This window comes from Pseudomonas sp. F007 (assembly GCF_057814275.1).
Genome location: NZ_JBVATA010000004.1, coordinates 534286 through 555940, shown reverse-complemented (window position 1 = coordinate 555940; position 21655 = coordinate 534286). Strand labels below are relative to the sequence as shown.

20 protein-coding genes are annotated in these 21655 nt (G+C 61.8%); 12 read left to right on the top strand and 8 right to left on the bottom strand.

The features are described 5' to 3' along the window. Positions 1-22: 22 nt before the first annotated feature. Entirely contained in the window at positions 23-682 is a 660-nt protein-coding gene (locus ACZYR5_RS12830; RefSeq protein WP_489089574.1) for a CoA transferase subunit B, read from the bottom strand. A 36-nt stretch (positions 683-718) separates the two neighbouring features. Beyond that, a complete protein-coding gene (locus ACZYR5_RS12825; protein ID WP_489089575.1) occupies positions 719-1417 on the bottom strand; it encodes a CoA transferase subunit A in 699 nt (232 codons plus the stop codon). 150 nt (positions 1418-1567) lie between these two features. On the opposite strand from ACZYR5_RS12825, the gene ACZYR5_RS12820 reads away from it, so the two are divergent. Further along, positions 1568-2464, top strand: coding sequence for a LysR family transcriptional regulator (locus ACZYR5_RS12820; RefSeq protein WP_489089576.1), 897 nt, complete (start codon positions 1568-1570; stop codon positions 2462-2464). A 156-nt stretch (positions 2465-2620) separates the two neighbouring features. Here the strand turns inward: ACZYR5_RS12820 and astA are convergent, their stop codons facing one another. Continuing rightward, positions 2621-3619 (bottom strand): arginine N-succinyltransferase, encoded by a 999-nt coding sequence (gene astA / locus ACZYR5_RS12815; protein WP_489089577.1) that lies wholly within the window; start codon positions 3617-3619, stop codon positions 2621-2623. After that, complete coding sequence (locus ACZYR5_RS12810) at positions 3616-4632, bottom strand: arginine N-succinyltransferase (RefSeq protein ID WP_489089578.1); 1017 nt, start codon at positions 4630-4632, stop codon at positions 3616-3618. Before ACZYR5_RS12810 ends, astA begins: the two co-directional genes overlap by 4 nt. A gap of 198 nt (positions 4633-4830) precedes the next feature. Here ACZYR5_RS12810 and ACZYR5_RS12805 point away from each other — a divergent pair, with 198 nt between their 5' ends. The 8 genes from ACZYR5_RS12805 (at position 4831) to ACZYR5_RS12770 (ending at position 11499) form a co-directional block, all read left to right on the top strand. Continuing rightward, positions 4831-5418: a histidine phosphatase family protein gene (locus ACZYR5_RS12805; protein ID WP_489089579.1), complete on the top strand. Its 588-nt coding sequence runs from the start codon at positions 4831-4833 to the stop codon at positions 5416-5418. Continuing rightward, complete coding sequence (gene cobF, locus ACZYR5_RS12800; protein WP_489089580.1) at positions 5415-6182, top strand: precorrin-6A synthase (deacetylating); 768 nt, start codon at positions 5415-5417, stop codon at positions 6180-6182. Before ACZYR5_RS12805 ends, cobF begins: the two co-directional genes overlap by 4 nt. Positions 6183-6531: 349 nt before the next feature. Then, on the top strand, positions 6532-6954 hold the full coding sequence (locus ACZYR5_RS12795) for a nuclear transport factor 2 family protein (protein ID WP_489089581.1): 423 nt from the start codon (positions 6532-6534) through the stop codon (positions 6952-6954). Further along, on the top strand, positions 6951-7712 hold the full coding sequence (locus tag ACZYR5_RS12790) for an SDR family NAD(P)-dependent oxidoreductase (RefSeq protein WP_489089582.1): 762 nt from the start codon (positions 6951-6953) through the stop codon (positions 7710-7712). Before ACZYR5_RS12795 ends, ACZYR5_RS12790 begins: the two co-directional genes overlap by 4 nt. After that, positions 7709-8956, top strand: a complete 1248-nt coding sequence (locus ACZYR5_RS12785) for an NAD(P)/FAD-dependent oxidoreductase (RefSeq protein WP_489089583.1) — start codon at positions 7709-7711, stop codon at positions 8954-8956. The genes ACZYR5_RS12790 and ACZYR5_RS12785 overlap by 4 nt, the downstream gene beginning before the upstream one ends. Further along, positions 8953-9744 (top strand): DUF1365 domain-containing protein, encoded by a 792-nt coding sequence (locus tag ACZYR5_RS12780; protein ID WP_489089584.1) that lies wholly within the window; start codon positions 8953-8955, stop codon positions 9742-9744. The genes ACZYR5_RS12785 and ACZYR5_RS12780 overlap by 4 nt, the downstream gene beginning before the upstream one ends. Beyond that, on the top strand, positions 9731-10999 hold the full coding sequence (locus ACZYR5_RS12775) for a class I SAM-dependent methyltransferase (RefSeq protein WP_489089585.1): 1269 nt from the start codon (positions 9731-9733) through the stop codon (positions 10997-10999). Before ACZYR5_RS12780 ends, ACZYR5_RS12775 begins: the two co-directional genes overlap by 14 nt. Positions 11000-11013: 14 nt before the next feature. Further along, positions 11014-11499, top strand: coding sequence for a DUF2878 domain-containing protein (locus ACZYR5_RS12770; protein WP_489089586.1), 486 nt, complete (start codon positions 11014-11016; stop codon positions 11497-11499). Position 11500: 1 nt separating this feature from the next. On the opposite strand, the gene ACZYR5_RS12765 is transcribed toward ACZYR5_RS12770, so the two are convergent. From ACZYR5_RS12765 to xthA, 4 genes are all read right to left on the bottom strand, one after another. Beyond that, positions 11501-12025 carry a DUF3833 domain-containing protein gene (locus ACZYR5_RS12765; protein WP_489089587.1) on the bottom strand — a complete coding sequence of 175 codons (525 nt, stop codon included), beginning with the start codon at positions 12023-12025 and terminating at the stop codon, positions 11501-11503. Positions 12026-12044: 19 nt separating this feature from the next. After that, a complete protein-coding gene (locus ACZYR5_RS12760) occupies positions 12045-12596 on the bottom strand; it encodes a chalcone isomerase family protein (RefSeq protein ID WP_489089588.1) in 552 nt (183 codons plus the stop codon). Between the two features lie 155 nt (positions 12597-12751). Beyond that, on the bottom strand, positions 12752-14098 hold the full coding sequence (locus ACZYR5_RS12755) for a substrate-binding domain-containing protein (RefSeq protein ID WP_489089589.1): 1347 nt from the start codon (positions 14096-14098) through the stop codon (positions 12752-12754). A gap of 94 nt (positions 14099-14192) precedes the next feature. Further along, entirely contained in the window at positions 14193-15005 is an 813-nt protein-coding gene (xthA, locus tag ACZYR5_RS12750; protein WP_489089590.1) for an exodeoxyribonuclease III, read from the bottom strand. 293 nt (positions 15006-15298) lie between these two features. Here xthA and ACZYR5_RS12745 point away from each other — a divergent pair, with 293 nt between their 5' ends. From ACZYR5_RS12745 to ACZYR5_RS12735, 3 genes are all read left to right on the top strand, one after another. Beyond that, a complete protein-coding gene (locus ACZYR5_RS12745) occupies positions 15299-15949 on the top strand; it encodes a GNAT family N-acetyltransferase (protein ID WP_489089591.1) in 651 nt (216 codons plus the stop codon). A 65-nt stretch (positions 15950-16014) separates the two neighbouring features. Further along, positions 16015-17742: an autotransporter assembly complex protein TamA gene (locus tag ACZYR5_RS12740; RefSeq protein ID WP_489089592.1), complete on the top strand. Its 1728-nt coding sequence runs from the start codon at positions 16015-16017 to the stop codon at positions 17740-17742. After that, positions 17739-21410, top strand: coding sequence for a translocation/assembly module TamB domain-containing protein (locus tag ACZYR5_RS12735; protein WP_489089593.1), 3672 nt, complete (start codon positions 17739-17741; stop codon positions 21408-21410). The genes ACZYR5_RS12740 and ACZYR5_RS12735 overlap by 4 nt, the downstream gene beginning before the upstream one ends. Positions 21411-21655: the final 245 nt, after the last annotated feature.

Sequence of the window (21655 nt, the reverse complement as noted above, 5' to 3'; positions counted from 1 at the left end):
TTTCTCCTCGGCGGCATGCGGTTCAGGCGAACTGCATTTCCGGCACGTGTTCGGGAACGATCAGTTTACCGGCGGTCTTGCTGACAATCTCCTCGACGCTGACGCCAGGCGCGCGTTCCTTGAGGATGAAGGCGCCGTCCTTGATTTCCAGGTAGGCGAGGTCGGTCAGCACGCGCTTGATGCAGTTGGCGCCGGTCAGCGGCAGACTGCAGTGGTCCAGCAGCTTGGACTCGCCGTCCTTGGAGGCGTGGGTCATGATCACGATGATGTTCTCGGCACCGGCCACCAGGTCCATGGCGCCGCCCATGCCCTTGACCAGTTTGCCTGGGATCATCCACGAAGCGATGTTGCCCTGCACATCCACTTCGAAGGCGCCCAGCACGGTCAGGTCGACGTGCCCGCCGCGAATCATCGCGAAGGATTCGGCCGAGGAAAAGATCGACGCGCCGGTGCGCGCGGTCACGGTTTGCTTGCCGGCGTTGATCATGTCGGCATCGATGGTTTCTTCGGTAGGAAACGGTCCCATGCCCAGCAGGCCGTTTTCCGATTGCAGCATGACTTCCATGCCTTCGGGAATGTAGTTGGCAACCAGGGTCGGAATGCCGATACCCAGGTTCACGTAGAAGCCGTCCTGCATTTCACGGGCGACGCGTTGAGCCATTTGTTCGCGGGAAAGAGCCATTGTTGTTATTCCTTCATTCGGTCCGGGGGCAGGGGATCACTTGCGTACGGTGCGTTGTTCGATGCGTTTTTCGAACGTGCCGCAGATGATCCGGTCGACGTAGATGCCAGGGGTGTGGATCTGCGTTGGGTCCAGCTCGCCGGGTTCGACGATTTCTTCGACTTCGACCACGGTGATCTTGCCGGCGGTGGCCGCCAGCGGGTTGAAGTTCTGCGCGGTGTGGCGATAGACCACGTTGCCGAAGTGGTCGGCTTTCCAGCCCTTGACGATGGCGAAGTCACCGGTGATGGACTCTTCCATCAGGTATTTGCGGCCATTGAATTCGCGCACTTCCTTGCCTTCGGCAACCGGGGTGCCGACGCCGGTGGCGGTGAAGAACGCTGGAATGCCAGCGCCGCCAGCGCGCATTTTTTCGGCGAGGGTGCCTTGCGGAGTCAGGATGACTTCGATTTCGCCCTTGAGCAGTTGCTCTTCGAACAGCTTGTTCTCGCCAACGTAGGAGGCCACCACTTTGCTGATCTGCCGATCGGTCAGCAGCACGCCCAGGCCAAAGCCGTCGACGCCGCAGTTGTTGGAAACCACGGTCAGGTCGCGAGTGCCCTTGCGCTTGATCTCGTTGATCAGGTTTTCCGGAATACCGCACAGGCCGAAACCGCCGGCGATCACGGTCATGCCGTCTTCAAGCCCGGCCAGGGCCTCTTCGTAGGAACTCACGCGCTTGTCGAAACCTGCCATATGCACCTCTTGTATTCTTTGTGGGCGGCTGGCTAGCCGTATGGGAAGCAGTTTCACGCCGTTGGATATATTTGTTAAATTGATTTTTAGATTATATTAATTGGTAAAGCTCATTAATTGCCTGCCGCATTGCACTGGAGCGTAGCCGTTATGACCGTCAAGCAGATCCGCGCGTTTCTCGCCGTGGCCCAAAGCCTGAGCTTTGCCGTGGCCTGCGAGCGCCTGCACCTGTCGCAGTCGGCCCTGAGCCTGACGATCAAGGCCCTTGAAGAAAGCCTTGGCGGACGCCTGTTCAGCCGTACCACCCGTAACGTTGCCCTGACCCCGGAAGGCGAGTCGCTGCTGCCGCTGGCCCGCCGGCTGATTGCCGACTGGGACAACGCCGAGGACGAGATGCGCCAGCGCTTCACCCTGCAACGCGGCCGCGTGACCCTGGCGGCGATGCCCTCGTTTGCCGGCAACCTGCTGCCGCCGATCCTCAAGACCTTCCGCGCGCGTTACCCCAAAGTCAACGTCACGGTGCACGACGTGATCAACGAGCAGGTCCTGGAAATGGTGCGCGACGGCCAGGTCGAACTGGGGGTGGCATTCGAGCCGATGCAGAGTTCGTCATTGCAGTTCACCGCGCTCTACCTCGACCGCTTCGTCGCCATCGTGCCCAGCGATTCGCCGCTGGCAGGCTTGGCCGAGATCGACTGGCAGACCCTGCTGGAACAGCCCTTCATCACCTTGCAGCGACCGTCCACGGTGCGGGTGATGCTGGAGGATCACCTGCAGGCTCGGCAGACCCGATTGCCGGTGGCCTTCGAGAGCCATCAACTGGCAACGGTCGGACGCATGGTCGCCAGCGGCCTGGGAGTCAGCGCGGTGCCGGCATTGTGCGCCGGGCAGATGCGCGAACTGGGGGCGCAGTGCATCCCTCTCAGCGAATCGGTGGAGCGCGCCATCGGAGTGCTGACCAAGCCGGGGCATGAGTTGTCAGCGGCGGCGCAGGCGCTGTTCGAGATCCTCAGGGACGAGGTGCGCCTGCCCACCGCGCATCGCTAGCGAAGGTGGAAAAATGCCACTACGGCCGCCTGTCTTTTTTCCAGATGGCGTGGGTTGTTTCACGAAATTCTCACATTTGAAGGTGCAAATTGAACACACAAAAGGACTTGACCCCATAGACACAAAGCCCGTCAGATGCGGGCTTTTTGTTGTCTGTCAAAAAATCCCCGGTGATGGGAACAGCGGCACTGCACGCACCCTGTCACCCGCTTGTACCTGCAGCCGCTTGGCCGTCAGCCGATCGACCATCAAGCTGTGGCCATGACGGTGGGCGAGGGCGGTGGTGATGCGGCAGCCCTCCCTGCGCCGGTTGTGCAGCAGCCAGATCAACCCCTCGCCAGCACCAACTGAGCCAAACTCCAGGTTCAGCGTCAGGCTGTCGCGTACGGCGCGGATCTGCGGGACAGGTGCTTCAATCACCGGTCCAGCATCAAAAATATCCACATAGCCCTGATGCCTGAAGCCTTCGGCGCAGAGGATCCGCCGCGCCGGTTCGGACTTTTCATGGGCCGCTCCGATGACCGCCCGGGCCTGCGCGGAGAGCAGGCAGGTGTACAGCGGCTGGCGCGGCAGCAGTTCGGCGATCAGGGCTTTGTTGCCCAAGCCCGAGAGGTGATCGGCGTGGCTGAAGTCGCGCTTGAAGAAGTGCCGGCCCAGGCTGTCCCAGAACGGCGAGCAGCCATGTTCGTCGGCACTGCCGCGCAACTCGGCGATCAGCTTGTCGCCGAACAAGTGTGGGTACTCGGCGACGAACAGCAAGCGCGCCACCGACAGCAACCGGCCGTTGTGGCCCTGGCGTTGGTCGGGACGCAGGAACAACGAGCAGACTTCCGATTGCCCGGTCATTTCATTGCTCAGGCACAGCGTCTGGACGTGCCGTTCCATGCCTACTCGGTAGTTGTACCAAGGTTCGCGCAGGCCCACGGCGCCGCCCAGGGCGCTGACGCCGATCACTTGTTGGTCGGCATCTTCGAGGACAAACAGATAGTCGGCGTCCGCCCGCTCCACCTGGCCGGCAAAGGTGCGCTGCGCCCAACGGATGCGGTGGGCCAGACGTGCTTCGTTGGCCGGCAGGCTGGTGAACCCCGGGCCGGCGCGTCGGGCCAGGGTCATCAGGGCGGGCAGATCGCTGCCTTGCACGGGACGCACAATCACAGGGCAACCAACCGTACTGCGCTGCCATCCTGCAGGCCCAGAGCGCTCAGCGTGGCAGCGTCGAAGATCACCGGCTGGTCGGCGCTCCAGTCCAGTTCGACGAGCATGGCGCGGAAATTCTCCATGGCGTCGTTGCTGACCAGATAGGGCGTCCGGCCGCCCTCGGCGCTTCCTGTCCGAGCCACGGCGACCTGGCTCCGGGCAATCGAACGGATGCTCGGCGTGCGCGCAAACAGGGTCGGCCCGGCGTCGAACAAATCGACATAGCCATTGGTTTCAAAGCCCTCGTGTACAAGGATGTCGAAGGCTTCCTGGCCATCGGGATGCACCCGGCCAATACACGCCTGGGCCTGCGCGGTCAGCATCGGTACGTAGATTGGATAGTGCGGCATCATTTCGGCCAGCAGGGTACGGTCCTGGGTACCGCGCAAATGTTCCGCCTCGGCATAGCTGAGGTTGAAAAAATGACTGCCCAGCGCCTCCCAGAACGGCGACTGAGCCTGTGCGTCGCTGTAGCCGACACTCTCGCTGAATACCCCATCGCCAAAGCGCTGCGGATGTGCGGCGATAAACAGCAGGCGGGCACGCGACAGCAGTAGGGCAAACGCACTGCCTGCCAGTTCGTTGTCGATGTGAAAGCCGCGCAGTTGGGTGAAGCCGCCCAGGTCCTGGCACAGCGACAGCGCCGGCACACCATGGTGGATGTTCAGTTCCCGCGAGGCACTGACATAGGGCCGGTTGCGAAAGCTGTAGAACGGTTGCCGCGCGCCGGCGCTGGCGACGATTTCCGCACAGCCCAACAGGCGCGAACCGGGTACGTCTTCAAGGACGAAACAGTAACTTTCAGGGCCGCTGGCCTGTGCGTCACTGGCAAAGGAGGTGACGGAATCAAGAATTTTCCGACGCAGGCAATCAGTGTCGTCGGGCAACGAGGTGACACCGATCAGGCTGTCACGCGCCAATTGCTGCAGTTGGGGCAGGTCGTCCAGCGCGACCGGGCGTAGGACCAGCATGGAGACACTCCTGTATCGAAACAAAAACCTGGTTCAGGGCACCAGGGGCGACTATCACTGTCGACTTCCACGCGTAGCAGTTGCATTCGACCAAGCTCCGCTGGCCGAGTGCCATAGTAGTTGAACATCACCGGGTGGCGCAGCACTATGCTAGCCGTTTGGCGAGTTTTTCCTGTCCCTGCCCAAGAGTGAGCCCGTGTGCCGGTAACCCGATTGACCCTGATTTGCCACGCCCGCACCGTCGCGCAGAAACTCGCGCAGTTTCCCCAGGACGAGCCGCTGGAAATCGCTTGGCAGGCCGCCAGGGGCAGTCGCGCCGCAGCTTTCAAGCGCGCCCCGCAGTTACTCGGTGGCGCTGAACTGCGCATCCGCCAGACCGCTGAATTGTTCGGCGGCGAGCTGCTGCATGTGCCGGCCCTGGATGAATACGATTACGGACGCTGGCACGGTAGGCGTATCGATGACCTGCAACGGGATGAACCCGAAGCGTTGCACGCCTGGCTCAGCGATCCCGACGCCACCCCCCACGGCGGTGAATCGCTGAGCCAGTTGCGCCAGCGGGTCGGGCACTGGCTCGACAGCCTCGCCGGCAGCCCCGGCCATTTTCTGGCGATCACCCATCCGCTGGTGATTCGCGCGGCGCTGATGCACGTGCTGCAGTGTCCGCCGACGGCGTTTCAGCTGATCGATATCGAGCCGCTGTCCGCCACCGAACTGCGCCACAACGGCTGCTGGCGCTTGCGCCTGATGGACAGCGGCGCGCTCGCCGAGGCGCGGCAGCCATGAAGCGAGTGCTGGTGATCGGCATCGGTGCTGGCGACCCCGACTACCTGACGATGCAGGCGATCAAGGCGCTGAACCGGGTCGACGTGTTTTTCCTGATGGACAAAGGGCCGAGCAAGGACAGCCTGATCGACCTGCGCCGGGACATCTGCCAGCGCTATATCACCGAGCCCGGCTACCGCATTGTCGAAGCGCCAAGCCCGGAGCGGATTCGCGGCGACGTCGACTACCAGGCCAGCGTGCTGGCGTTGAACCAGAACAAACAGCAGACCTTCGAGCGCCTGATCAACCAGGAAATGTCCGACAACGAGTGCGCGGCGTTTCTGGTCTGGGGCGATCCGGGGCTGTACGACAGCACGTTGCGCATTCTCCAGGCGATTCTCGACGGCGGTCGCTGCGCCTTCGAGGTCGAGGTGATTCCCGGAATCAGCAGCGTCCAGGCATTGGCGGCGCAGCACCAGGTGGCCTTGAATCGGATTGGGCGCTCGGTGGAAATCACCACCGGGCGCCGGCTGGTGGCGGGGCAGGTGAGTGATGCCGACAGCCTGGTGGTGATGCTCGATGCCGAGGATGCTTACCGCCAGGTCGCCGATCAGGAGCAGTACATCTACTGGGGGGCTTACCTGGGCACCCCGGATGAAATCCTCATCGCCGGCAAGCTCAAGGATGTGGCCGAGGAAATCCAGCGCACAAGGACGGCCGCGCGCCTGGCCCACGGCTGGATCATGGACACCTATCTGATCCGCAAGCCTGACTCGACGCCGTGACCGGGTAGTTTTTTTGAGGAATACCGCACTCCGGCCGTTGCACGGGTGCCGGGGCTCAATGACCGTCGCTGACCCGCTAAACCAGGCTGGCCCCCCCCAGAGCGCAACGCTCCAGAGAAGTACTCGCTCTCCCGTAGAAATGAAGCCGCTCCTTTTGAGCATGTGTGGCTCAACACATTGCAGAAATAGTTGTACAAGAAATTTGACTTGTACAGCATTCGTCTTATCCTTAAAAAGCTATACAAGACTAACGAAATTGTACAAGAAAAGACGCGGAGCATTGGTCGCCACCACAGGTGCCAGCGGCCGCTGAACTTGCCCAAGAGCCTGGCCACACTGGAGACGCGACATGTCTGACTTCCTGCGCCGCTTCGCCCATGAATTCGCAACGCTGGACGCCAGTCATTTGCACAATCTCCAGGAGCTGTACAGTCACGATGTGCGCTTCAGTGATCCGCTTCATGAGATCCAGGGCCTGACCGCGCTGCAAGACTACTTCACACAGCTGTACGCCAACGTCAGCCATCTGGGTTTCAGATTTCACGGCTACGACCAGGTGCAAGACCATGCCGGTTACCTGCGTTGGACTATGCACTATCGCCATCCTCGCCTGCGCCGCGGCCAACTGATTGAGGTTGAAGGCTGCTCGCATTTGCTGTGGCACGAGAAGGTGTACCAGCATCGTGATTACTTCGATGCCGGCGCTCTGCTCTATGAGCACCTGCCATTGATGGGGACCGCCATTGGCTGGTTGAAGGGGAGGCTGGCATGAAGCGCATCTGGCTCACCGGCGCCAGCAGCGGCATCGGCGCTGCAATGGCGGACATTCTATTGAGCCAGGGCCATCTCCTGGCCGTCAGCGCGCGCAATGTTCAAGCCCTGGAAAAATTACACAGGGAGTACCCACAACAGGTGCTTCTGCTGCCAGGCGACCTGACCGATCCAGGCGAAGTTCGAGCCATGGGCGAGCGAATCGAGCAGGTTTGGGGCCACCTGGATCAAGCCATCCTCAACGCTGGGACCTGCGAGTACCTGGACGTCAGCGCCTTCGAAGCCAACATGGTTGAACGCGTGATGCGGGCCAATGTGTTTTCCGCGGCCTACTGCGTGGAAGCAGCCCTGCCGCTGTTGCGCAAGGCGCAGAGACCGCACCTGGTGGCGGTATGCAGCTCGGTCACTTACCTGCCATTGCCTCGGGCCGGCGCGTATGGCGCCTCCAAGGCGGCGATGCGTTACCTGTTTCAATCGCTGCGGATCGACGTGGCACACGAGGGCATCGACGTCACTCTGGTCAGCCCGGGCTTCGTCGATACGCCGCTCACGCAACAGAACGATTTCCCGATGCCGATGCGTTGGCCAGTGAGCAAGGCTGCCGTCTACATAACCATCCGGCTGGAACGACGACCGTTGGAGATCGCCTTTCCCGGGCCATTCATCGCCGCACTGCGCCTGTTAGCGGTATTGCCTCAACGCCTGCAACTGGCACTGGGCAAACGCATGGCGCGTCCCGTCACGGAAGAATCTTCATGAAAGTAGCCATCATCGGTAGCGGTATCTCCGGGCTGACCTGCGCCTACCTGCTCAACCGTCAGCACGAGGTCACCGTATTCGAGTCGAGTGACTGGATTGGCGGCCATACCCATACGGTTGACGTTGAAGTAAAGGGTGAACGTTTTGCCATCGATACGGGTTTCATTGTCTTCAATGACTGGACCTACCCCAACTTTATCCGGCTGCTGGATCAACTGGGCGTGACCTCGCAACCCACCGAGATGAGTTTCTCGGTTCAGGATCCGCAGACGGGCACTGAGTACAACGGCAACAACCTCAACAGCCTTTTTGCCCAGCGTCGCAACCTGCTCTCACCCGGGTTCTGGGGCATGTTGCGCGACATCGTGCGCTTCAACCGCGAAGCATTGCGTGACCTTGAGGAACAACGCATAGCCGCCGATACCACCCTCGGGGCCTACCTGCGGCAAAACGTCTACGGTCAGCGTTTCATCGAGCATTACATCGTCCCGATGGGCTCGGCGATCTGGTCGATGTCACTGGGCGACATGCATCATTTTCCGCTTCAGTTCTTCGTGCGTTTCTGTAAAAACCATGGGCTGCTGTCGATCACCCATCGGCCACAGTGGCGAGTGGTCAGCGGTGGCTCGCGCACTTATGTAGAAGCGTTGAGCGCCGGCTTTGTCGAGCACATCCGCCTCAATTGCCCGGTGTATCGAGTCGAACGTGACAGCGCTGGCGTGAACCTGCACAGCGGCGCCGGCATCGAGCGCTTTGACAGCGTGGTGTTCGCCTGCCACAGCGACCAGGCATTACACCTGCTGGCGGCGCCCAGCCAAGCCGAGCGGGAAATCCTCGGCGCACTGAGTTACGCCGAGAACGACGTGGTGCTGCACCGCGACACTCGTCTGCTGCCGGAGCGTCGCCTGGCTTGGGCGAGCTGGAACTACCGCCTCGGTGGCTCAGCCCGGCAACCGGCCGCGGTCACCTACAACATGAACATCCTGCAAGGGCTCCAGAGCGAAACCACCTTCTGCGTCAGCCTGAACCAGACCGCGGACATTGACCCGGACAAAATCCTCAAGCGCTTTCGCTACGCCCATCCGCAATACAGTCAGGCAGGCCTGCTCGCACAGGCGCGCTGGCAAGAGTTACAGGGGGCTCAAAACAGCTACTACTGCGGCGCCTACTGGGCCAACGGTTTCCATGAAGATGGTGTGGTGAGCGCCTTGCGCGTGGCGGCTGCTTTCGGAGAACACCTGTGAACAGCGCGCTCTACCGCGGCTGGGTCAGCCACCGCCGGTTGCTGCCGCGCGTGCATGGGTTTCGCTACCGCATGGGCATGCTCTACCTGGATCTTGCGGAACAATCCCAGGTGCTGGGCTTATCGTGGCTCGCCGGACATTCGCGCTGGGCCGCCTTCGCCTTCCGCGAGACCGACTACCTGCCGCTTTTCACCCGCCAGGGCATAACGCTGAGCGATGCCGTACGTCAGCGCGTGGAGCAGGCCCTCGGCCATGCTCCCCAGGGACGGATCTGCCTGCTCACCCAGCCGCGCAGTTGGGGGCTGTCCTTCAATCCCATCAGTCTGTTTTATTGCTTCGAATCCGACGGCAGTCTGGCCGCCATCCTCTGCGAAGTCAGCAATACCCCTTGGCGAGAGCGTTATCACTACGTACTGCCGACCCACGCGACGGGTGAGTCATGCCATAGGGTGGCCAAGAGCTTTCACGTCTCGCCCTTCCTGCCTCGCGATCTGGAATACCGCATGCGTTTCTCTGCTCCTGACCAGAAGCTGCACGTCACCCTGCAGGACTGGCAGGGCGAACAAAAGATCTTTGAAGCCGGCCTGGGCCTGGAGCGCATCGAGCTGACGCGCCAAAGCCTGCACCGCCACTTGCTGGCATTTCCCTGGATGACGGGCAAGACCCTGCTCGGCATTTACTGGCAGGCCCTGCGCTTGCTGCTCAAGCGTCTGCCACTGTTTTCCCATGGAGCCGCCAGCGGTGAATACCGCACTGCGAATCTGGAGTCTCGCCATGACAAACCCTAGCCTGAACCCCATCCGCACCTGTGGCTCTGCGGCCAACGGAGTCGGCGCCCGCCTGTTAAAGAAACTGGTTTTACGGCAGTTGGCAAAGCTGCGTCACGGACACTTGGTGGTCATTGTCGACGGTGAGCCCTTGAGCTTCGGCCAGCCGGGCCACGTGCTGCATGGCGAGATCGAAGTGCTTGATGCGGCGCTCTGGCCGATGGTCGCGGCGAATGGCTCGATTGGCGCAGGTGAGGCCTATATCCAGGGCTACTGGAGCAGTCCCGATCTGACGGCGGTGGTGCGCATTTTCGTTGCCAACCTCGATGTGCTGGATGGCATGGAGCGCGGTCTGGCACGTATACGCCGGCCACTGTCTAAAGCCCTGCACTGGCTCAACCGCAATACGCGTCAAGGCTCGCAGCGCAACATTTCAGCGCACTACGACCTGGGCAACGCGCTGTTTGAACAACTGCTGGACCCCACCATGATGTATTCCTCAGCCATGTTCCGCTCCAGCAGCGACAGCCTCGAACAGGCTCAACTGTATAAGCTGGAGTGCATCTGCCAAAAGCTCGATCTCAAACCCAGTGACCACTTGCTGGAGATCGGTACTGGCTGGGGGAGTATGGCGCTGTATGCGGCCACCCACTACGGCTGCAAGGTCACGACGACCACGCTGTCGCGTGAGCAATTTGCATACACCCAGCGCCGAATCGAGGAACAGTGCCTGCAAGACCGCGTTACCCTTCTGTTGCAGGACTATCGTGACCTGACGGGCCAATACGACAAGCTCGTTTCGATCGAGATGATAGAGGCCGTCGGACACCGCTTCCTGCCCACTTACTTCAAACAATGCGCCCATCTGCTCAAAGAGCACGGTCTTATGCTTTTGCAGGCCATCACCATTCGGGACCAGCGTTATGAGCAGGCGAAAAAAACCGTCGACTTCATCCAGCGCTACATTTTTCCGGGAGGCGCCTTGCCTTCGGTGAGTGCGATGCTGCACACCATCAGTCGCGACACTGACCTGAACCTTCACCACATGGAGGACTTCGGCCTTCACTACGCACGCACGCTTCGCCTGTGGCACGACAACTTGCGGCGCAGCCGGCACAACCTGGAAGCACTGGGCTACGATCAGACGTTCTATCGCCTCTGGGAGTTCTACCTGTGCTACTGCGAAGGCGGCTTCCTTGAGCGAAGCATCGGTACTGCGCATCTATTGCTCGCCAAACCCGGGGCGCGGCCGCAGCCCTTCGGGCTAAAGGCGTGAGCAGACGGGCCCGGTTGTTGCTCAACGCCGGGCTTTTCCAACTCGGCTGGTTCGCCTGCGTGTTGGGTGCGCAACGGCCGTGGCTGTTGCTGATTGCAATTGCCTGCCTGGCGATACACCTGCTTTGGATTGCCAACGACCTGGATGAGTGGCGCAGTCTGTTACGGCTAGCCGCTTGCGGTTGGGTGCTGGACAGTGCGCTTTTTCATGTCGGGTTATTCGACTTTTCCGGCGCCACTTGGGGTCTGCCGCTTTGGCTGGCACTACTTTGGCTTCTTTTCGCCAGCACCTTGCGTCACAGTCTGAGCTGGACTAAGCGACCCTGGTGGGTGGGAAGTCTGCTAGGGGCCTTTGGCGGGCCTCTCTCCTATTGGGGGGGCGCCCAGTTGGCCGGCGTGGGCCTGCCGCTCGGTACCTGGCCGAGCATGCTGCTGCTCGCATTGATATGGACGATATTGATGCCGGCACTGCACCGTCTCGCCGGACAGCCTGCGCGGTGAATCAAGACTGCTTGCGAAAGAACAAGGTGATCTGGCCGACCTCTACCCCGAACTTGCTCATGAACGAGCGATTGATCATCGTGTCTTTGTCCATCAGGTACATCCAGTCGTCCAGGTCGACCTGATACTCCTTGCCATCCACCGGCAGGCTCAGTACATATTTCCAGCGCAGTGCATTGCCGGCCACCTCACCACGCGCCTCACCCACCACGTCGCCGGCGGTTCCGCGCCATTGACTGGCACCCACCGGGGTGAGCGTCCACACCCGTTTTTGCCGGGTACCGTCGCTGTAGGCAAATGATTCGTCGAGGATCAGCCTGTCACCCTCGGAGTGGCCATTGATCTCCACGTGGAAGCGCTTGGTGACCTCACCTGAACGCTTTTGAAACATCCCCCAGGCCATGACGCGGCCCTCGAAGAATTCGCGCAACTCAAGCGTGGGTGTCTCCTGGCTGTAGGTGTGCACATCCACCCGACTGCAACTTGCCAGGCCAAGGCAAAGCAGCATTAGTCCGATCTTCAACATGTGCATGTCCTCGACGGTCTCAGGGTTTGGCAGCACCCAGCAATTGGGCGCGCAGCTCCGGGTTGCGTGTTCGGGGGTCAAGCCAGATGGCAAAAAAGGCTTTGGCGAACGCCTCATCCCTGACCACATGCTGCAGGTTCTCGCCGACGTAAAAACGAGCGCCCTCGCCAGGCAGGTAGACTCCGGTGATGCGGTCACCGGCCCGCACATCGACAAACGCCTGCTGCATCTCCCGCTCCCAGCGGGTCATCAGCTCGGTACTCGGGGAGTTGGGCGACAGGCGACGGATTTCCTTGAGGCTGGCCGCAACCAGATCATCGCGACTCACAGCCCGGCTGTAGGTCAGCTCCAGGGCAAAGGGCGCCTCAGAATCCAGCGGGTTACCGGCAATCAGGTGTTGGCTCCAGAACTGTGCGCTGTAGATGGAGAACCCGAAGACGCGCATCTCCCCGCTGCCCAGCCGACGAGCATCGGGTATGGCCTCGCGCCAATCAGCCAATAGCTCTGCACTCTGGAGCATCAGCACAAGACAGATAAGGTGCGAGCTTAAGCGGCCCGTCTGCATAGCCATGCAAAGACCTCGACAACACTCAATCGACGTCTTTAAAAGTTATACCAAATAATAATTTTGTACAGCTAACGTCTGGGGCGTGAGGGTTCCCATTCGCTGGAGCTTTTTCTCGCTGCACCGATTTTGACTGTTGCGACAGTCTTGATTCTCGAATGTCACTGCCCCGCGTCTGCGTAAACCCAGACCTCGACCCGGCGGTTCTTGATCCGGCCTTCGTCGTCATTGTTGGCGGCGACCGGCATCTCGGCGCCAAAACCGCGAATCTCGCGCAACACCACGCCGCTTTTCACCAGTTCGCGACGCACCGCCATGGCCCGCAGCTTCGACAGCAGGTCGGCACGTGCGGGATCGGCCTTGGCATCGCCGAAACCCACCAGCGTCACTTGCCGGTCGAGCTTGTGGTGTTGCTGCAAGTAGTCGAGGACCCGCGTCAGATCCTGGCGCGCCTTGTTGTCCAGATTGGCGCTGCCTTCGTCGAAACGAAAATTCACCGTCAGCCGCTTTGCCTCGGCACTGAGCGCCTGATAGCCCTCTGGCATCTGCCGGCTGGGCGTCACGCTCATGGCCTGGACGGTCTGCGCGACAAAGCCATTGGCTGCGACTGTTGCCTGGCCTTGCGGGCTCTGTGCGAATTGCACCAGGGCTTGCGCCCAGGGATTGTCGTTGCTCGGCGGCAAATACAGGTACAGCCGGCGTGACAGCGGATAGTCTTCGGTGGCGATCAGCCGGCTCAGTGGCAGCATCGGTTGCGCGGCACCGTCGGCAATCGCCGCGGCCTTGGCCTGACGAACGTAGGGCAGGCCGATGAAGCCGATGCCCTGGGGATCATGGCTGACGGCGTCAGACAGTTGTTCGCTGGACTCGAAACGCCTGGCCGTGTTGGCCAGGGTCTTGCCACGGGTTTTCAGCACCAGTTCCCTGAAGGTGTCGAAGGTGCCGGATTGATCATCCCGCGCATACAGGTGGATTGCGCCGCCGATCCCGCCGAGTTGTTCCCAGGTGCTGATTTCGCCGCTGAAAATCCTCGCCAATTGCTCGGTGTTCAGCTGATTCAGGGGATTTTGCGGGTGCAGGATGATTGCCAGGCCGTCGATGGCGATCACCTGTTCGGCGCCCAGGCTGTTCAGGTCGCCGAGCGCATCGAGGTCGACCAGTTCGCTGTCCTTGATCGGTCGCGACGAGGCGGCCAGGTCGGCACTGGCATTTTTCAGCGCAGTGAACCCGGTACTTGAACCATGGGCGGCAATCTCGATGATCACCGCCTGGCCCTGGGCGGTCTCGCCGATCACCTGTTGTTCGTTGGCATTGCCCCCGGGCACGCTGTGCACCTTGAGCAGGCCTTGGTCGAGCATCAGGCCTGTGGCCAGCGCCGGCCCCAGCGCCGCGCCAATGGTGTTGGAGCCCTGGATGCGCAGAACGGTACCGTCGACGGGAATGGGCAATGGCGTGGCCACGGCGGCCAAGGGGCTGCACAGCAGCAGCGAGCAGAGGAAGCGCAACATGGGCCGGCACCTTGGCGGGCAATGAAGGTGCCGGGACCATAAGACATTCAGGTTACTGAAATATGACGGTTTACCCGTGACTCGCCGCGTCGGATCAGCTCAGTTCCAGCCAGATCGGTGCGTGATCCGAGGGTTTTTCCAGGCCACGCAGTTCGTAGTCAACGCCAGCATCCTTGATTCGCGGCACCAAGGCCCTGGACGTGAGGATCAGGTCGATGCGCAGGCCGCGCTTGGGCTCGTCTTCAAAGCCGCGGCTGCGGTAGTCGAACCAGCTGAAGCGATCGGCGACGTCCGGATTGAGATGACGGAAGCTGTCCACCAGGCCCCAGTTCTTCAAGCGTTCCATCCACTCGCGCTCTTCCGGCAGGAAGCTGCACTTGCCGGTTTTAAGCCAGCGTTTCATGTTGTCCGGGCCGATGCCGATGTCGCAGTCCTGCGGAGAAATGTTGACATCGCCCATCACCACCAGTGGCTGGTCGTTGCTGAACTGGCTTTCCAGGAGGTTTTGCAAATCGCTGTAGAAGCGCGCCTTGGCCGGGAACTTGGTCGGGTGGTCGCGGCTTTCGCCCTGTGGGAAATAGCCGTTCATGATGGTGATCGGGGTGCCATTGGCGTCGGCGAATGTGCCCCAGATGAAGCGACGCTGGGCGTCTTCTTCATCGCTGGCGAAGCCCTTGTGGATGGCCAGCGGTTCCTGGCGCGACAGCATGGCGACACCGTAGTGGCCTTTCTGCCCGTGGTAGTACACGTGATAACCCAGCGCCTGGACTTCGGCCAGCGGGAACTGGTCGTCATGCACCTTGGTTTCCTGCAGGCCGATGACATCCGGTTGATGCTTCTCGATCAGTGCCGCCAGTTGATGAGGGCGAGCGCGCAGGCCATTGATGTTGAACGAGACGATCTTCATGGTCGGCAGTCCTGGCAAAACTGCGATGCTAGCCGACATGGGGGGCGGGGGCCAGTGGTGGGTGCTTACAGGCAGCGGCTATGGGGGAGGTGAACCTGTGGGAGCGGGCTTGCCCGCGATGGCGATGGAGGCCGTGACGCCGCCTTCGCGGGCAAGCCCGCTCCTACAGCCCCTCATGGCAGCCCCGCCAATGCCCTGCTAATGTTTCCGGGCATGGGAACGATCACTGCAGTGCCGGGTTCGTACCAACAAGAGCGGGGCCCTTTGAGCCGCGCCAGGGGAGATCAACCGTCATGCCTGAAACCTCGACTGCCATCGCTGATATCCATCGGCTCGACAGCGGCTATTCGCGCGAAGCGCGTTCCTTGCTCTACCACGCTTACCGCCACGAGCCAACGTTCAAGTTCCTGTTCGAAGCGGAACGTCCCGGCTATGAACAACGCGTGCGGGCCACGGTGCGTGAGCTGGTCAAGCAGCATTTCCTGCAGGACCTGCCGGCCATTGGCCTGCTGGTCAACGACCGGTTGATCGGCATCGCCCTGATCGCGCCACCGCAACGCCGCCTGGGGATCACCGAAAGCTGGGCCTGGCGCCTGCGCATGGTGCTCAGCACCGGTTTTCGTTGCACCCGACGCTACCTCGAGTATCACGCTGCGGTCGCTGCCTGCGTGCCCTCGGATTCAGTGCATGTCCTGCCATTGCTGGGCATCCACCCGCAATTCCAGGGCCAGCATTACGGCGAGCAACTGCTGCAGGCGGTGCATAACTGGTGCGCGGTGGACGAGCATTCCCAAGGCGTCGTGCTCGACACCGGCAACCCGCGTTACCTGGCGTTCTACCAGCGTCAGGGCTACGAGGAGATCGGTGAGGTGGCGGTGGGCCCGGTGCGTGAGCACGTATTTTTTCACGCCAATCCGCAGGTGTTACATAGCGCAACGGGATAACGCCGAACTTTTCTTCGGCTTGATCGCTCTATCACGCTCCCACGCTCGTGATAGCATCCGCGACTATGAAGTTTCCAGGAAGATTTACCAGTGGCGTGCTCGTGCTCATCAGCAGCGCAGCCGCCCTGGCTCAAAGTGAATTGGACGTCAGGATCAAACCGTCCAACGACGAGCTAAAAGCCAATATCGAGGGCTATATCGGCGACCTCGGCGACCGCGATGAACAAGCGCTGCTGCGTTTCAGTCGCGGAGCCGAGGAGCAGGCGCGCAAGGCCGCCCAGGCCCTGGGCTACTACCAGCCGCAAATCGAAAGCACGGTCAAGGACGGCAAGTCGCCGCGCCTGGTGCTGAACATCGACCCCGGCGAGCCGGTGCGCCTGCGCAACGTCAATATTCGTGTCACCGGGCCGGCGGCCTCCCTCAAATCCTTTCGCATTCCCCAGAGCAGCGTGCTGATGCCTGGTGCGGTGCTCAACCACGGTCACTACGACGACGCCAAACGGCTGATCCAGAACCAGGCCTCGCGCTTTGGCTTCTTCAGTGGCCGGTTTACCAGCCAGAAACTCTCGGTCGACCCGCGCGCCGGTGTCGCCGACATCGACCTGGTGTACGACAGCGGCCCGCGCTATGCGCTGGGCAAGGTCAGTTTTACCGGCGATACGCCCTTTGACGACGACCTGCTGCAACGCATGGTGCCGTTCAAGAGCGGCGCACCCTACGATTCCGAGTTGATCGCCGAACTCAACCAGGCGCTGCAATCGAGCGGCTATTTCGAGTCGGTGCGGGTCGATGCAGTGCCCACCAGTGCTGCCAACGACGTGATTCCGGTGGCGGTCACCCTCGATACCCGCAAGCCGCGGACCATGGGCCTGGGCCTCGGTTATTCCACTGACGTAGGGCCGCGGGTCAAGGCCAACTGGACGCGCCACTGGGTCAATCCCGAAGGCCACAGTTATGGCTGGGAGGCGGAACTGTCGGCGCCACGGCAGAACGTCGGTCTGTGGTACGACGTGCCAATGGATCCGCCGCTCACCGACAAGCTGCGCTTCGCTGGCGGCTATCAATATGAAGAGCTGGCCAACACCGACAGCCTGAGCAAACTGCTGACTCTCGGCCCGGAATGGCACAGCAAGTTGCCCAGTGGCTGGCAGCGGGTGATCTCGCTGAAATGGCAGCACGAGGAATATCGCCTCGGCGATGATTCGGGCATCAGTAACCTGCTGATGCCTGGCGTCAGCTACGCCTACCTGCGCAGTGACAACCGCATCGATCCGCGCAACGGCTACCGCCTGCAATTCGACACCAAGGTGGCCAAGGAAGGGCTGGGTTCGGACAACAACCTGTTGTACGGCACGGCGCTGGCCAAGGGCCTGACCACGGTGCTGGACAAGCATCGGTTCCTGGCTCGAGCGCAGATCGGCGGCTCGGCCACCAACGGCTACAAGTCGATTCCGCCGTCGTTGCGCTTCTTCGCCGGTGGCGACCAGAGCGTGCGCGGCTACGACTACCAGAGCCTGTCTCCGGAAAACTCCGATGGCGATCGCATCGGTGGCCGCTACATGGTTTCCGGCAGCCTCGAGTACCAGTACTCGGTGGCCGAGAAATGGCGCGTGGCAACCTTCGTCGACCAGGGTAATTCCTTCAACACTTTCGAACTGCCGAACCTCAAGACCGGGGTCGGTGTGGGGGTGCGCTGGGTGTCCCCGGTTGGCCCGATCCGTCTTGACCTGGCCCATGCGCTGGATGATCCCGGCGGTATTCGCCTGCACTTTTCCATGGGGCCTGAGCTGTGAAGCGTGCTGTAAAAATAACCCTGCTGGCGCTGGTTGCGCTGGTAGTCGTGGTCGTATTGAGCGTCGGCGCCTTGTTGGGGACCGAGGCTGGCAGTCGCTGGGCGTTGAATCAGGTGCCGGGCCTCAAGGTAGAGAATTTCCACGGCCGCCTGGCCGGCCAATGGAGCGCCGATCATCTGTTGTGGCAACAGGGCGACGATCGGGTCGAGCTGGTCAAGCCGCTGCTGGCCTGGTCACCCTTGTGCCTGACGCGCATGGCCCTGTGCATCGAACAGCTGAAAGCCGAGCAGGTGATCCTGCAGTTCGCCCCGAGCCCGGAGTCGAGCAGCGGGCCGATCAGCTTGCCTGAATTGAAACTGCCGCTGGCCATCGAGTTGGGTGAAGTGCAGATCGGCAGCCTGCGCCTCGACGGCAGCGAGCAACTCAAGGACCTGCAACTGGCCGCGCACTGGACCGCACAGGGCTTGCAGATCGAATCCCTGCACCTGCAACGGGACGACCTCAGGCTTGAGTTGTCCGGCCTGCTGCAACCCACCGGCAACTGGCCCCTCAGCGCCAACGGCCTGCTGACGCTGCCAGCACCGGGTGAGCAGCCGTGGGCGCTGGCCTTGAAGGTCGACGGCGACCTGCTGAAAACCCTCAACCTGACGGCCGACAGCAGCGGTTACCTGCAAGGGCGCCTCACGGGTGAGCTGCAACCGCTGGTGGACAATCTGCCGGCCACGGTGCGCATCACCGCCGATGGCTTCAAGGCCAGCGCCGACCTGCCGGACACCCTGCAACTCAATCAGCTGGAGCTCACCGGCAATGGCGACCTGAAAAACGGCTATCAACTGCTCGGCAAGGCCAGCCTGCGCGCCGAAGACGGCCCGGTCGCCTTGCTCTTGCAAGGCCAGGTCGACGCCAAGGGCGCGCAGATTGCCGCCCTCGACCTGACGGCCAACGACAAGCAGAACCTCAAGCTCAGCGGTCAGCTCGACTGGTCCGAAGGCCTGAGTGCCGAAGCAAAAATCGATTGGCTGGATTTCCCCTGGCATCGCCTCTATCCGCTGATCGATGAGCCCGAGGTGGCGCTGCGCAGTTTCAATGGCGAAGTGTCCTACCGCGACGGCAACTACCTGGGCAATTTCCAGGCCGCGCTGGACGGTCCCGCCGGTGCGTTCAGCCTGAGCAGCCCGTTCAGTGGCGACCTCGGTCAGATCTTCCTCCCGCAGTTCAAGCTGGAGGCCGGGCAGGGCAAGGCCGAAGGTCATGTGAAGGTGCAGTTTGCCGACGGCATTGCCTGGGACACTGCCCTCGACCTGTCGGCGATCAACCCGGCGTACTGGCTGGCGGAATTACCGGGCACCCTGGCTGGCCCGCTGCGCAGCAAGGGTGAAATGAAGAATGAACGCCTGAGCCTCAACGCCGACCTCGATCTCAAGGGCAAGCTGCGCGGTCAGCCGGCGGTATTGCATGCCAAGGCCGATGGTGCCGGCGAACGCTGGAACCTCAACGCGCTGCAGATCCGCCTGGGAGACAACCGCATCGATGGCAGCGGCAGCCTGCAAGACAAACTCAGCGGCCAGATCGACATCAAGGCCCCGCGCCTCGGTCAGTTGTGGCCGCAATTGCGCGGCCAACTCAATGGCCGGGTCGAGGTCGCCGGCACGCTGCAAGCGCCCCAGGGCAAGGCCAATCTGCAGGGTGTGCAACTGGCATTCGACGACAACCGGCTGAAAAGCCTCAACCTCGATGCCACCCTCGACAGCGCGCAACGGGCGAAGATCGAGCTCAAGGGCAGCGGCATCGAAGTCGGCGACAACGCTCTGGGCACCTTGACCGCCAGCGGTGAGGGCACGCTGAAGAACCAGAAGCTGCAACTGGACCTGCAAGGCCCGTTGCTGCAATTGGCCCTGAGCCTGGACGGCAGCCTCGACCAGGGTAACTGGCGCGGGCGCCTGGCCAGTGGCGACATCAAGGCCGGTGGCCAGGATTGGCAACTGCAAGGCCCGGCGAAAATCGAACGCCTGGCCGACGGCAAGCTGACCTTCGGCGCCCACTGCTGGATGTCCGGGGCGGCCAGTCTGTGTGGCGAGGATCAGCGGCTGATGCCCGAGCCGAAACTGCGTTATCACCTCAAGCAATTCCCCATCGACAGCCTGGCACAATGGCTGCCCAAGGATTTCGCCTGGCAGGGCAAGCTCAACGCCGACGTGCAGCTGGACTTGCCGGCCAGCGGCCCGAAAGGCCAGGTGCTGGTGGATGCCAGTGGCGGCACCCTGCGCATCAAGGAAAAGGACCAGTGGCTGGACTTCCCGTACCAGACCCTGAAACTCAGCAGCACCCTCAACCCCAAGCGCATCGACAGCCAGCTGGAATTTGTCGGCGGCAAGCTTGGCGAGCTGATGGTCCAGGCGCAGATCAATCCGCTGCCGAAGAACAAACCCCTGAGCGGCTCGTTCCGCCTCAGCGGCCTGGATCTGTCGGTGGCGCGCCCGTTCGTGCCGATGGTGGAGAAACTCTCCGGCCACTTGAACGGCAGTGGCACCTTGTCCGGTGGGCTGCTGGCGCCACAGGTCAATGGCAACCTGGCGTTGAGCGACGGTGAAATTTCCGGACCGCAACTGCCGACGCGCTTCGAGGCCTTGCAATTGCAGGCACAGATCGCCGGCGAAAGCGTGCAGCTCAAGGGCGGCTGGAAAGGCGGCAAGACCGGGCAGGGCAGTCTGGACGGTCACATCGCCTGGGGCCAGGCGCTGGTGGTGGACCTGAACCTCAAGGGCGCGCAGTTGCCGGTCAGCGTCGAACCCTACGCCGCCCTGGAAGTGGCGCCGGACCTGAAGATCTCGATCAAGGAAGACAAGCTGGCAATCACCGGCAAGGTGCAGGTGCCCAAGGGCGAGATCACCGTGCGCGAGCTGCCGCCGTCGACGGTCAAGGTCTCCGACGACACAGTGATCGTCGGTCACCAGACCGAGGAGGGCAAGCCGCCGATGGCGATGGCCATGGACATCGACGTCATAGTCGGCGAAGACAAACTGAGCTTTGCCGGGTTCGGTCTCACCGCCAATCTGCAGGGCCATGTGCACATCGGCGACAACATGGACACCCGTGGCGAGCTGTGGCTCAACGACGGTCGCTATCGTGCCTACGGCCAGCGCCTGACGGTGCGTCGCGCGCGGCTGCTGTTCGCCGGGCCGATCGACCAGCCGTACCTCGACATCGAAGCCGTGCGCCAGACCGACGACGTGATTGCCGGGATCCGCCTGAGCGGCAGTGCCGAACAGCCGACCACGCAGATCTTCTCCGAGCCGGCCATGAGCCAGGAGCAGGCGCTGTCGTACCTGGTGCTCGGGCGTCCGCTGAGCACCAACGGTGAAGACAACAACATGCTGGCGCAGGCCGCCCTGGGCCTGGGCCTGATGGGCAGTTCCGACCTGACCGGCAGTCTGGCGAAAAACCTCGGGATCCAGGACTTCCAGCTCGACACCGAAGGCAGCGGCACCACCACCAGCGTGGTTGCCAGCGGTGAGATCACCGAGAAACTCAGCCTGCGTTACGGCGTTGGGGTTTTCGAGCCGGCCAACACCATTGCCTTGCGCTACAAGCTGAGCAAGAAGGTCTACCTGGAGGCTGCCAGCGGCATCGCCAGTTCCCTGGATATCTTCTACAAGCGCGATTTCTAACGGCTTTCGTAGGAGCGAGCTTGCTCGCGAAAATCGTCAACAATAACGCGCCTGTGTTGACTACATGCACTCCCAACGGGCCCTGGTTCAACGGAACTTCCTTCCATTGAACCCGGGCCCGTTGGCGTTTCAGTGTGGCCGATTGTCGGCCAATTACGAAGCTAGCTAACTAATTCATTTGACATTCACTGCCTAGGCAGTAACATCTCGACATACATTCACTGCCTAGGCAGCTATCGGATCGC

What these genes read in the sequence shown, in the direction of transcription:
- ACZYR5_RS12820 (WP_489089576.1), top strand. Translation starts at nt 1,568, where the DNA reads ATGACCGTCAAGCAGATCCGCGCGTTTCTCGCCGTGGCCCAAAGCCTG.
- ACZYR5_RS12740 (WP_489089592.1), top strand. Translation starts at nt 16,015, where the DNA reads ATGAAGTTTCCAGGAAGATTTACCAGTGGCGTGCTCGTGCTCATCAGC.
- ACZYR5_RS12790 (WP_489089582.1), top strand. Translation starts at nt 6,951, where the DNA reads ATGAAGCGCATCTGGCTCACCGGCGCCAGCAGCGGCATCGGCGCTGCA.
- ACZYR5_RS12785 (WP_489089583.1), top strand. Translation starts at nt 7,709, where the DNA reads ATGAAAGTAGCCATCATCGGTAGCGGTATCTCCGGGCTGACCTGCGCC.
- xthA (WP_489089590.1), bottom strand. Translation starts at nt 15,005, where the DNA reads ATGAAGATCGTCTCGTTCAACATCAATGGCCTGCGCGCTCGCCCTCAT.
- ACZYR5_RS12795 (WP_489089581.1), top strand. Translation starts at nt 6,532, where the DNA reads ATGTCTGACTTCCTGCGCCGCTTCGCCCATGAATTCGCAACGCTGGAC.
- ACZYR5_RS12775 (WP_489089585.1), top strand. Translation starts at nt 9,731, where the DNA reads ATGACAAACCCTAGCCTGAACCCCATCCGCACCTGTGGCTCTGCGGCC.
- ACZYR5_RS12825 (WP_489089575.1), bottom strand. Translation starts at nt 1,417, where the DNA reads ATGGCAGGTTTCGACAAGCGCGTGAGTTCCTACGAAGAGGCCCTGGCC.
- cobF (WP_489089580.1), top strand. Translation starts at nt 5,415, where the DNA reads ATGAAGCGAGTGCTGGTGATCGGCATCGGTGCTGGCGACCCCGACTAC.
- ACZYR5_RS12745 (WP_489089591.1), top strand. Translation starts at nt 15,299, where the DNA reads ATGCCTGAAACCTCGACTGCCATCGCTGATATCCATCGGCTCGACAGC.
- ACZYR5_RS12765 (WP_489089587.1), bottom strand. Translation starts at nt 12,025, where the DNA reads ATGTTGAAGATCGGACTAATGCTGCTTTGCCTTGGCCTGGCAAGTTGC.
- ACZYR5_RS12830 (WP_489089574.1), bottom strand. Translation starts at nt 682, where the DNA reads ATGGCTCTTTCCCGCGAACAAATGGCTCAACGCGTCGCCCGTGAAATG.
- ACZYR5_RS12755 (WP_489089589.1), bottom strand. Translation starts at nt 14,098, where the DNA reads ATGTTGCGCTTCCTCTGCTCGCTGCTGCTGTGCAGCCCCTTGGCCGCC.
- ACZYR5_RS12810 (WP_489089578.1), bottom strand. Translation starts at nt 4,632, where the DNA reads ATGCTGGTCCTACGCCCGGTCGCGCTGGACGACCTGCCCCAACTGCAG.
- ACZYR5_RS12760 (WP_489089588.1), bottom strand. Translation starts at nt 12,596, where the DNA reads ATGGCTATGCAGACGGGCCGCTTAAGCTCGCACCTTATCTGTCTTGTG.